Source organism: Comamonas testosteroni (assembly GCF_014076415.1).
Lineage (GTDB): Bacteria > Pseudomonadota > Gammaproteobacteria > Burkholderiales > Burkholderiaceae_C > Comamonas > Comamonas testosteroni_F.
Genome location: NZ_CP043568.1, coordinates 5,266,274 through 5,278,292 on the forward strand (window position 1 = coordinate 5,266,274; position 12,019 = coordinate 5,278,292).

The 12,019-nt window shown below is 48.0% G+C and carries 10 protein-coding genes; 2 read left to right on the forward strand and 8 right to left on the reverse strand.

Annotated features, from left to right (window positions below):
* Window positions 1-48 precede the first annotated feature (48 nt).
* The 8 genes from F0P97_RS24255 to glyQ all read right to left on the reverse strand — a co-directional run bounded on the left by F0P97_RS24255 (window position 49) and on the right by glyQ (window position 10,082).
* Window positions 49-807, reverse strand: a complete 759-nt coding sequence (locus F0P97_RS24255; RefSeq protein ID WP_182284648.1) for a glycosyltransferase family 2 protein — start codon at window positions 805-807, stop codon at window positions 49-51.
* Window positions 800-1,915, reverse strand: a complete 1,116-nt coding sequence (locus F0P97_RS24260) for a hypothetical protein (RefSeq protein WP_182284649.1) — start codon at window positions 1,913-1,915, stop codon at window positions 800-802. Before F0P97_RS24260 ends, F0P97_RS24255 begins: the two co-directional genes overlap by 8 nt.
* A 30-nt stretch (window positions 1,916-1,945) precedes the next feature.
* Window positions 1,946-3,016, reverse strand: a complete 1,071-nt coding sequence (locus tag F0P97_RS24265) for an EpsG family protein (RefSeq protein WP_182284650.1) — start codon at window positions 3,014-3,016, stop codon at window positions 1,946-1,948.
* Between the two features lie 9 nt (window positions 3,017-3,025).
* The gene (wecB, locus tag F0P97_RS24270) at window positions 3,026-4,150 is read right to left on the reverse strand and encodes a non-hydrolyzing UDP-N-acetylglucosamine 2-epimerase (protein ID WP_182284651.1); all 1,125 of its coding nucleotides are present in this window, start codon (window positions 4,148-4,150) and stop codon (window positions 3,026-3,028) included.
* A 32-nt stretch (window positions 4,151-4,182) separates the two neighbouring features.
* Window positions 4,183-4,956 (reverse strand): hypothetical protein, encoded by a 774-nt coding sequence (locus F0P97_RS24275; RefSeq protein WP_182284652.1) that lies wholly within the window; start codon window positions 4,954-4,956, stop codon window positions 4,183-4,185.
* Between the two features lies 1 nt (window position 4,957).
* Window positions 4,958-6,238 carry a flippase gene (locus F0P97_RS24280; RefSeq protein WP_182284653.1) on the reverse strand — a complete coding sequence of 427 codons (1,281 nt, stop codon included), beginning with the start codon at window positions 6,236-6,238 and terminating at the stop codon, window positions 4,958-4,960.
* Window positions 6,239-6,941: 703 nt separating this feature from the next.
* Window positions 6,942-9,056, reverse strand: coding sequence for a glycine--tRNA ligase subunit beta (glyS, locus tag F0P97_RS24285; protein ID WP_182284654.1), 2,115 nt, complete (start codon window positions 9,054-9,056; stop codon window positions 6,942-6,944).
* A gap of 87 nt (window positions 9,057-9,143) precedes the next feature.
* Entirely contained in the window at window positions 9,144-10,082 is a 939-nt protein-coding gene (gene glyQ, locus F0P97_RS24290) for a glycine--tRNA ligase subunit alpha (RefSeq protein ID WP_087863825.1), read from the reverse strand.
* Between the two features lie 390 nt (window positions 10,083-10,472).
* On the opposite strand from glyQ, the gene F0P97_RS24295 reads away from it, so the two are divergent.
* Together F0P97_RS24295 and F0P97_RS24300 are read left to right on the forward strand one after the other, a co-directional pair.
* Window positions 10,473-11,582, forward strand: coding sequence for an SPFH and helix-turn-helix domain-containing protein (locus F0P97_RS24295; protein WP_003068040.1), 1,110 nt, complete (start codon window positions 10,473-10,475; stop codon window positions 11,580-11,582).
* Between the two features lie 29 nt (window positions 11,583-11,611).
* A complete protein-coding gene (locus tag F0P97_RS24300) occupies window positions 11,612-11,995 on the forward strand; it encodes a bleomycin resistance protein (RefSeq protein WP_182284655.1) in 384 nt (127 codons plus the stop codon).
* Window positions 11,996-12,019: the final 24 nt, after the last annotated feature.

Below are 12,019 nucleotides of genomic sequence, written 5' to 3' on the forward strand. Positions count from 1 at the left end.
ATAAAAAATAGCAAGGTTACATAACCTTGCTATTTTTTATAATATAGATCAAATAATCCGTTTTCTAATAGCTGAGAATATATAACAAATCATAAAGAAACAGCTATGAAAAAACGATAAACCGACATTCCTTCTATAAATTTTCCATTGCCAGCTCAGGTTCTTTGTTTTTTTCGCAGACAGAGATGTCTTTTGAACCCTATATTCTGCTATCGGACCATCACTCGGCACAAGATAGGCAAATTGGGCCCTCCTAACCGCCTGCAGCCAAAAAATATAATCCTCATGCCCTTGAGGTAGAAACCTCAAATCCTTGACCAGCTCTCGGCTGACCATTCCGGTCAGATTCCCAATAACATTCCCCATCAACAACCGACGATAACTAACTTGTGCCGGAGGATTAACAACATTCAGTAACTCATGATCAGCAAAACGACGATAAGCGCCATAACTCACAAGCGCATTCGTTTCTTCCATGAATGTGGTCTGCTGTTTCAATTTTCCCGAAAGCCATCGATCATCGCTGTCCAGAAAAGCCAAATACTTCCCTTTAGCTTGTTCCAAGCCTATATTACGAGACTTTGCAACCCCTTGATTATATTGGCTCACAAAAACTTTAACTCTTGCATCCTTTTGAGCCCATGATTTTGCGATGTCTTCCGTCAGATCAGTTGCCGCATCTACTATTATTAATAGTTCCCAATTATCAATTGTCTGCTTTAAAACTGATTCCACAGCCTCATCAAGCGTATTTTGCGAATTATACGCCGGCATGATAATTGACACCAAGGTTTTTATATCAGTCATTGCTAGAAATTCTGTTCAACCGATGTAAATATTCTCCGCCAATCGTCTCTTTCGCATAATTTTTATAATATTTTTCCCATAAATTTCTGGCATTCCTTCCTTTAATACGCAAATCGTCAATATCCAATTGATCTGCCCAATTCAGTAAAGACTCAATCCCTTCAGATAGAGCCCATCCTGTATTTTCATTGACAACTTTATTACCCGGGGGGGTTCCATACGTAGTTAGCAATGGGAGCCCCAAGAGCAAATGCTCATAATACTTATTAGGGGATGCAAAGCGATGATTGGGCACAGTTAAATAGTAAAACCCCACAACACAATGCATTCCTGATAGCTTTTCCATTCCTTGCTCATGGTTCAAGGCGCCATAGAATTTAACATTAGAATAAGATCTTGATTTCTCCAAAATTTTCTCTTCAAGAGGTCCATAACCGGCTAAATGCAGTTCGAATTTTTCACTCCCAGCAAATACTTCCAGTAAATTCTCCAAGCCTCTGTGTTGTTTTTCGAGAACTCCAAAATAACCTATTTTAATAGGCTTATTTTCCTCTACGACCAATTCATTAATTGGCCAAGATACATCAGGAACATTCTCAATAATCATCAAATTCTCAGCAGCCTTTAGAGCATGCTGCTCTAACCGCGCCTCATCTGCAAGTATAGTCAGATCGGCACGTTGCGCCAGTTTTCTCTCAATCAATGAAATAAGTTTTCCGGAGACACCCTTGATATTTCTAGTATCGGCATAGTGGTCATAAATATCAAAAACTATCGACTTATTAAAAATACGGCAAAATATATATGCTGAAATGACACTATCCAGATCAATAGCATGCACGATTGAAATACTTTTTCTCAAACTCATAAGAGTTTTGAAAATAAAAACATTCCAAGCCATCAATGCAAATACATTGCGCCAACGCCCCCCAAGAGCAGCGTTACGCCTAAATAGGAAAGTTCTATCAGGGTCAACATCTGAGGATGTTTGACCACGAGCCCATCCGATATAACTGATGTCAAACTCAGATCGCCTAAGTGCCCTAACATACTTCCCCATACGTGCATCTAAATGAGGTAAAAAAGCTCTAACAAAAACAACATTCATACAGATTAATATCCTAGATATTATTATCAATCAAAATCCAAAGATCTTAACATTGGTTAACTTATCTCCAGATTCATCAATAACTCGAAGATAAATCATATAATAATAAGATGCTGTTCCGATGATGACCAATAAAGCTTTCAGAGAAGCTCTATTGAAAGCACTCAATTTATTGAAAACACAACTAAAGCACACAATAAAATAAGGTAAGAAGTAGGCAAAAATCCGCCCTAAATGTTCACCATAAGGAGAAAGAAATGCATATATCACTCCTCCCGAAAACAGCATTACACAAGAAAATTTTTGCTGCTCACTTTCTATTTTTAATTTTTTCATAACAAATATCAAGGCAGCAATCAATAATTCATAGAATAAGAATATTTTCAATCCTGCATTATCTGACAAGTTCTCAAAGTAAGAAAAATAGTATCCTTCAAATCCAAGAGAAGAAATGTAATTAATTACATATGAAGACATCAAGTACGCAATTGCTGAAAATATCAGAAAATTATAAAAATTTAATATTCCAAAGAAAAACTTTCTTAATTTCTCAAATGAAAAGAAAAAATTAATAAATACTAGAAGAATAGCAGGAAAATGAAACCCAACACCAATAAAGGAGTAAATTATATACTTTACCCTTTTTCTCCAGCTGATATCTCCGACTAGAAGACTTGAGGCAAAGAAAACAATAGCCATTGCAGTATATTGACGCACAATATCCAGCGACCTCAGAAAAAGCAATGGAAACGTTAAAAATACAAAAAGAGATACGCCATCCAAAGAATTGAATTTTTTCAAACCCCAAGACATGAAAAATACAAATATAAAAGAATTAAGTATGAAGAAAATTTGCGGCTCTTCGAGATAATTTGATATATCAATAAATAGTTTTGAAAACCTTTCAATTCGATCCGAGTCTTGCACCCCATTTATCAAATCAACATAATTCCAGTAATCAAATCCAACGTTTACTCTTAGGGCAGAAAAGATTAGCAATATAAGTAACACATAATACAAAAATACTTTATTCTTATCATTATTCGTATCAAAAAATAAACCCAGGACACCTAAGAAGTATATTGCATTGAAATATATCATAAGCAATTATTATTGATATTTTTGTTTTATAAAGTCACATATCCTATAGGACGCTTTACCATCGCCAAATGGATTGCATATTTTCCTGAACAGAGTTAAATATTCAGCATCATCCATAATATTTTTTGCGCAGTCGAAAATTCGATCAGGATCTGTTCCCACAATTATCGCGGTCCCTGCATCAACGGCCTCAGGTCTTTCAGTCGTGTCCCGCATTACAAGAACAGGCTTACCTAAAGCCGGCGCTTCTTCCTGTATCCCTCCTGAGTCCGTTAAAATCAATGTACTTCGGAGCATAAGGTAAACGAATGGAAGGTAATCTTGTGGCTCAATCAAATGAATATTTTGCTGATGCGATAGCAATTCTTCGACAGGCTCCTTCACTTGAGGATTGAGATGGACTGGATAAATAAAATCAACATCTTGATAGACATTTGCCAACTTAGAGATTGCACTGCAGATTTTTCTGAATCCATCTCCAAAATTTTCCCTTCGATGCCCAGTGATTAAAACCACTCGTCTTTCAGGAGATAAGAACTTAAATGACTCACTTAGCTCTCTGCTCAACACAGTATCTAGTTCTATTTTCCTCTTAACTTCAAGCAATGCATCAATAACAGTGTTTCCAGTTACCACAACCCTATCGCCCGGAACTCCTTCATTGAGCAGGTTAATTTTTGCTTGCTTTGTAGGTGCAAAATGAATATTAGCCAGATTCCCTGTTAAAACTCTATTAGCTTCCTCAGGCCAGGGAGAATAAATATTCCCAGTTCTAAGACCTGCTTCCACATGGCCAATATCTATTCTTTTATAAAATGCGGCTAATGATGCTGAGAATGCTGTCGTCGTATCTCCATGAACCAAAACCAGATCGGGACGCCATTCTTCAAAAACCTTACTCATTCCGAGAAGGATTTTGCTTGTTATCATTTCCAGCGTTTGATTAGGTTGCATGATGTTCAAATCATAGTCAGGTTTAATATTGAACAGAGATAGCACCTGATCCAACATCTGACGATGTTGACCCGTAACACAGGTTTTAATTTGAAAAGAACTACTCTTTTCAAGAACTTTTATTAAGGGTGCCATTTTTATGGCTTCGGGACGCGTACCAAATACAGTCAATATTTTCATATAGTTAAACAATTAATTAAAGATATAAGACATCATCGGCTCAATAATATTCCGATTTTTTTCTGAAATAAAATTCTCATTTTATTTTTTACACCAAGATCACAGAACCATATTATTCCATCTTTCTTAGCATCTACGGATATACATCTTTCGACAATAGCGGTGACCAGCTTTCTATTCATTTTATCGCGATCTTTAAATCTGCTGGATATTTGAGATGCGTGTAAGCCAGCAAACCCCCTGTAAACTGAAAACTCAGTATCCACATCAAACCCATTATCAACGCAATTTTTGATGATATTTATTTTTGAGTAAATGTTCTTCAAATTAATAAATGCCGAACTATTCAGATAAAATAAGTATGTAGGAACATACTCATCCATTAGTCCCGAAGAAAAAGAGAATTCACTCTTTCCATAAGGACCAACCAATATTGATCCACCCATAGAAAAATTCAGAGATTTATTTATTTTTTCTGAAAACAACTTCATCAAATGAGAACTTCTATGCTTGTTTGAAATAGTATCATTAATAAAAATACATCCCTCAACTGAAGAATCTATTTTCTCAAATCCTGCCGAATAACCGCCAAAATCGAAGTATGTGTCGTCGAAGAATTCAAACTCAAAATCAGTTCTATTCTTTTCATTCATCTTCATAATATCTTCAGCCTTGCAATTCCCAGATGATGAAATCATCACTATCGTTGCAGTTTCGGAGGTGAGATTGCCATTTACAAGTAGTAACGCCTGATATAGGAATGCCAATCTCTTCTTATCATGAGCTACTGCAACTATTTTAATCATATTAAATCTCTATATATGGGCGCCGCTTTTTTTCTAGAATATAGAGTGCTACGAAATCAAAAAAACACCTTACGCTCCATGAAACAGCAGCACCTATTACCCCAAAATTCTTTAATAGAAAATATAAAAATGGAAAATAGAATACAAACTCAGCCAAATGCAAAAGTGCAGTACTTCTTGCATCACCTGATGCCTGGATAGATGCATAAGGAACCATGGCAGCACTATTAAAAAAAACACCAATAACCAAAATACAAAAGACGACCCAAGAATTTTCAGAGAAGTCTCGCCCCAGCCATACATAAAATCCAAATTTTGATCCTAAAACAAGAAACAAACAAACAGGTAGCATCAAAATAATCAGAAATTTAAATGATTTTTTATATATTTCTACCGCAGTCTTGGGATCACTGACAAAAGCAGCTGCCAACCTTGGGAAGAGTGCTGTAGTCAACGCAGTCGGCAATAATAAAACTCTGCTTATAATCTCATAAGGGATTGTATAATATGCAACCAGCCCAGCCCCTAAAACAGATGAGATCACAAACCTATCTGCAGTCACCATTAATGGACTCACGATATTTGAAACGGTCATCCAGGCCCCAAATGACATCAAACTTTTCAGGCTGTTTTTATTAAGCTCTCCTTTTATCCATTTCGAGGACATTTTTTTATTCACAACCCACAAATGGGCGAACATCGAAAAAATTCTGGCTACGATTAAAAGAACCACCATCGCAGCCAATGATTTCCCAAAAAAAATTACACTCAACGCGGGAAGGCCAAAGTTCGCCATTCCTAGAGCAATTCTTAAGATATTGACAATCCTGAAGTCTTCATAGGCCTCAACAACCCCCCTAAGACCTGTGGTTAAGGTTGCGATAGGAATGCCAATAGCTGCAATCATTAAAGAGCAGAAAGCATCACTCTGTAAATCTGGACTTAGCTTCAGCCAATGAAATGCCAAAGGATCTGATATAAGAAGAAGAATTCCTCCGCCAAAAACCCCTGTAAAAAGAGTGAAGAACAATCCAGTTTTAGTCAGTCGATGTAATTCTTTTTTTTCATTAGAGGGCAATATTTCAGCAATTTTCTGAGTTAGAGCCCTTCCCAACCCAAAATCAAAAAGACTAAAGTATCCAATCAATGCCCATACCAGAGTCAAGACTCCAACGCGCTCGACTCCTACAACCCTCATTAGGTAGGGTATTGTTACAGCAGCAAGAAGAAGAGGCAAGCCTGTCCCAATGAGATTCCATAACGTATTCCGCTTTAATGACATGCAATCTAACCGTTTCCTTACCTAGTCTATTAATTAGATGCATATTGCATCCCTCGGGACATTTCGCTTCATATCCTGATGGATACTTGGTTTTAATAAAGCGATGTCTAGCTACTTGCAGTGAAAATAAGCTAATGGCTTCAAACGGATGGGCCCACATGCAGAACCCATAGGCCAGCAGAGAGTTCACAGCCTTTATCGATCAATAATTTTGAAATCTTTATATTCCCAATCTGGAAACTGAAAACTATCCGCTTGGATTTGATATGAATCAGAGCCCAGATGCGAAGAATATCCCCAATCAGGTAACTAATCATTATCTGCATCGTGCCACCTGCGATAGCTAATTCGCATGCATATATGTGGATTTTTATGGATTTGCAGGGCTATGTGATTCAGCGAGAAGGCTGGGCCGCCTGAGCTATTGCGACACCGATACATCCTCAACATCTTCTGCGTATGCTGTAAAAAATAATCTTGCATGCAATTTCACTCCTCCACAGATAGACGATCTACCTCTTCGAGTCATGGTGCATGGCCTGGCTTGTGCGCATACTCGGGAAAATTAGTGTGCCTATCATATGCAGATATGCACCATAATTCCCGGTTGACTGCATTAACTGCCGTGTACAAGCAGAAAATCACGAGCCAGGAACCGATGAGTAGCAAGTAGCAGCCTATGCAATCATCAGGATTGCTGCCATTAAACAGCTAGCTTCGCCAAATCCGCCACCCGGTTCATGGCCTCATGCAGCACCGCCAGCAAGCCCAGTCGATTGGCCCTGAGCGCAGGATCTTCGGCATTGACCATGACCTGCTCGAAGAACGCATCGACCGAGACACGCAATGCTGCCAGGGTTTGCAGACTGGCGGTGTAATCACCTGCTGCAAACTGTTGCTGGGCTTTGGGCGCCACCTGCTGCAGCACGGCATACAGATCTTTTTCAGCTTGCTCCGCCAGCAGCGCCTGGTTCACCTGGGGCTGAACGTCGGTTTCCGCCTTCTTCAGGATATTGCCCACACGCTTGTTGGCTGCGGCCAGGGCCGGAGCTTCGGGCAGCGCCGCAAAGGCACGCACGGCCTCCAGGCGTTTTTGCACGTCGGACAGGCGCTGGGGCTGCAGGGCCAGCACGGCCTCCACTTCCTGGGCGCTGTAACCTTGTTCGCGGAACATATTGGCCAGGCGGTCGTAGATGAATTCGACCAGTTGGGGCGTGGCGTCCTGGATCTTGTCACCAAAGGCAGGCAAGATGCTGACCAGCAGGGTTTCCAGATCCAGCTCCAGATCCTTTTCGACCAGCATGCGGATCACGCCCAGTGCATGACGACGCAGGGCGAAGGGGTCGCGGTCGCCGGTGGGAAGGTTGCCGATACCGAACATGCCGACCAGGGTTTCGAGCTTGTCGGCCAGGGCCACGATGACGCCGACATCGCCGCGCGGCAGTTCGTCGCCGGCGAAGCGGGGCTTGTAGTGGTCTTCGATGGCATCGGCCACGGCCAGATCCAGGCCGTCGTTCTGGGCGTAGTAGCGGCCCATGATGCCTTGCAGTTCGGGGAACTCGCCCACCATGTCGGTGACCAGATCGGTCTTGGCCAGCATGGCAGCCTGGTCGGCCAGACGGCCCAGCTCGGAGTTGCCCAGTTGCTGGGCAATGCTCTTGGCGATGGCGCGTACGCGGGCGATGCGCTCACCCTGCGTGCCCAGCTTGTTGTGATAGACGACCTTGTCCAGCTGCTCGACGCGGCTGGCCAGGGTCTTTTTGCGGTCCTGGTCGAAGAAGAACTTGGCGTCCGCCAGACGGGGACGCACCACACGCTCGTTGCCGCCGACCACGGCCGAAGCGTCCTGGGGCTGGATGTTGCTGACGATCAGGAACTGATGGGTCAGCTTGCCATTGGCATCCAACAGCGGGAAGTACTTCTGATTGGCCTTCATGGTCAGAATCAGGCATTCCTGGGGCACGGCCAGGAATTCCTTTTCGAATTCGCAGACCAGCACATTGGGACGCTCGACCAGGGCTGTCACCTCGTCCAGCAGGGCTGGGTCGTCGATGGGGCGCACGTCGCCGCCAATGCGTTCGGCAGCCGCCTGCAGCTGGCGGGCGATATCGGCCCGGCGCTCGGTGAAGCTGGCGATCACGGCGCCCTCTTCGCGCAGTTGCTCGGCATAGCTGTCGGCGTTCTGGATGACCACGGGGTCCACAGCAGCTTCAAAGCGGTGACCATGCGTGGCAGCGCCGGCGGTCAGGCCCAGGGCCTTCACGCCGATCAGCACCTGGGTGCCATGCATCACGACCAGGCCATGGGCCGGGCGCACAAAGTGCACGCTGGTCCAGCCGTCCTGCAACTGGTAGCGCATGACCTTGGGGATGGGCAGCTTGGCCAGCGCTTCGTCCAGCGCCTTTTGCACGCCATCGGTCAGCAGCACGCCCTTGGCCGTGGATTCGTAGAACAGGGCTTCGGCCTTGCCCTCGCCCTGGCGCTTCAGGGAGGCCACGGCGGATTCGTCGGCCCCCAGGGCCGCCAGCTTTTTCAGCAGTGCAGCCGTGGGCTTGCCCTCGGCATCCAGCGCCACGGAGACAGGCATCAGCTTTTGCGAGACAGCCTTGTCTTCGGCCTGGGGCAGCACTTCGGTGATGTGCGCGGCCAGACGGCGGGGAGAGGCGTATGCGGTCAGGCGCGACTCGGTCGATGCCAGCAGTCCCTGGGCCTTGAGCTGCTCGAAGATGACAGCGGCAAAAGCGTCGCCGAGCTTTTGCAGCGCCTTGGGCGGCAGCTCTTCGACAAACAGTTCAACCAGTAGATTCGATGCGTTCATGATGATTTTGATAGCAACCAGCACTTTCTAGATCAAGGCTGGCCGCTGAAATTTTGGGATATGGGTCGAAATGAAGCCTGAAGCCGCTTAAGCAGCCTTCTTCGCTGCCTGCTCTGCGGCCTTGGCCAGTTCGGCCAGCACCTCGTCGGCGTGGGCCTTGGGGGCCATGGGGAAGCCCAGGCGCGCGCGGCTGTCCAGATAGCTCTTGCCCACGGCGCGCGCCAGGTTGCGGATGCGGCCGATATAGGCAGCGCGCTCGGTCACCGAGATGGCGCCGCGGGCGTCCAGCAGGTTGAAGGTATGGGCGGCCTTGAGCACCTGCTCGTAGGCGGGCAGCGCCAGCTGGGCGTCGATCAGCTGATTGGCCGAGCCTTCATGGGCCGCAAAGGCACTGAACAGGAACTCGGCATTCGAATGCTCGAAGTTGTAGGTGGACTGCTCCACCTCGTTCTGGTGGAACACGTCGCCATAGGACAGGCCGTCGGTATAGACCAGGTCGTACACCGATTCCTTGCCCTGCAGATACATGGCCAGGCGTTCCAGGCCGTAGGTGATCTCGCCCGTGGCGGGCTTGCAGTCGATGCCGGCGACCTGCTGGAAATAGGTGAACTGGGTCACTTCCATGCCGTTGAGCCAGACTTCCCAGCCCAGGCCCCAGGCGCCCAGCGTGGGGTTTTCCCAGTCGTCCTCGACAAAGCGGATGTCGTTCTTCTTCAGATCGAAGCCCAGGGCTTCGAGCGAGCCCAGGTAGAGCTCCAGAATATTGTCGGGTGCGGGCTTGAGCACCACCTGGAACTGGTAGTAGTGCTGCAGGCGGTTGGGGTTCTCGCCATAGCGGCCGTCCTTGGGGCGGCGGCTGGGCTGCACATAGGCAGCCTTCCATGGCTCCGGGCCGATGGCGCGCAGAAAGGTCGCGGTGTGCGAGGTACCGGCGCCGACTTCCATGTCATAGGGCTGGAGCAATGCGCAGCCCTGTTCGGCCCAGTAGGACTGCAGTTTCAGAATGATTTGTTGGAAGGTCAGCATGACTTGTATACGTTCGCGCGTCAGCAATCACTGGCGATTGCGGGCGGCATCTTCATTAAGAGGTGTTCTGGGCGGTATCGACCGCATAAGCGGTAGATTCTAAGTCTGTGCCACTGTTCACGGGCGTAGTCTGTCTGCGCGGCCCCACAGCGGGCATTTTCAAGAAGCGGCCCGGGCCGGTGATTTCAAAATGTGAAAAGCAAAACGCTAGCGCTTACCGCCGATGAATAGACAGATGCAGCATCAATTGCCCCTGAAACTATTGGATATCGGGCGTAGTACGCTCACTTTTTAACAATTTCCGCGCAACTGCCATGCATCCCGGAACCGGCTGCCGCGGTTTGCCTCCTAGAATGATTCCTTTCCCGTCATCCTCTTTCGGAGCTCGTCATGGATTTCATGAAAATCATCACCAAGCAACTGATCGAAATCATCGAATGGACCGATGATTCGCGCGACACGCTGTCGTATCGCTGGCCCGATGAAGACAAGGAAATCAAGAACGGCGCCCAGCTCATCGTGCGTGAATCGCAGCAGGTGCAGTTCGTCTCCGAAGGCCAGTTCGCAGACCTGTTCAACCCGGGCCGCCATCTGCTGACCACGCAGAACATCCCGGTCCTGTCCACCCTTCGCGGCTGGAAGTACGGCTTCAACTCGCCCTTCAAGTGCGATGTCTACTACATCAACACGCGCTTGTTCACGGGCAACAAATGGGGTACCTCCAACCCCATCATGATGCGCGACAAGGACTTTGGCGTGATCCGTCTGCGCGCCTTCGGTACCTATGACTTCCGCATCACCAACGCCGCCCTGTTCCTCAAGGAAGTGGCGGGCACGGACCAGAACTTCCGCATCGACGAGTTTGCCGACACCATGCGCTCGCGCATCGTCAGCATCTTCTCCGAAGCCCTGGCCAAGGCCCAGGTGCCGGCACTCGATGTGGCCCAGCGCTACAGCGAGCTGGGCGACGCGCTGCTTCAGCTCATCAACCCGGCCGTCAGCGAGAAATACGGCCTGGAAATCACCAGCTTCCTGCTGGAGAACGTTTCCGTACCGCCCGAGGTGGAGCAGGCCATCGACAAGCGCTCCAGCATGGGCGCCATCGGCAACCTCAACGACTATGTGAAGTACCAGATGGGCCAGGCCATGGCCAATGGCGGCGAAGGCGCTGCGGCAGCCACCATTCCGGCCACCATGGCCATGGGCTTCGGCATGGCCCAGGAAATGATGAAGGGCATGCAGGGCGGTGGCGCTGCAGGCGCCCCGGCCGCCGCTGTGGCAGACCCCTTCTCGCCGGCCGCGGCGCAAGCCGCACAGACACCTGCCGCCCCGGCTGCCGCTGGTCTGCAGGTGCTGACTCCCGCCCAGGCGGCCCAGGTGCTGGGCGTGGCCGAGGCCGACGTACTGGCCGAAATCCAGGCCGGCAACCTCAAGGCCCGCCAGATCGGCAGCCAGTGGCGCATCGCCCAGGCTGCGCTGGACGAGTTCCTGCGCGGCTGATTCGCAATCCATGGCATCGGGTGCACGTCATGAATGAACACAAACCGGTTTTCATCAGCACCACTCCGGTACTGGCATCGCTGGACATGGCGCGCACCGTGGCTTTCTATGCCCGCGTCCTGGGCGCCAGAACCGTCCACGCCCAGCCCGGCGAGTACGCCATCGTCTCTCTGGGTGGACTGGAGCTGCATTTCTGGGCCTGCCAGGACCCGGAGATTCCCAGGCAGACCAGCTGCCGCATCCAGGTGGCTGGCATTGCCGCCCTGCATGCGCAGTGCCTGGCCGAGAATGCGGTTCACCCCAATGGCGGTCTGCGCCAGCAGCCCTGGGGCACCCTGGAATTCAGTCTTCTCGACGAGGATGGCAACTGCGTGACCTTCTACGAAACCCATCCCGCCGCTGCTGCCGCCTGAACCCTTTTTTGCCGTGGCCACACC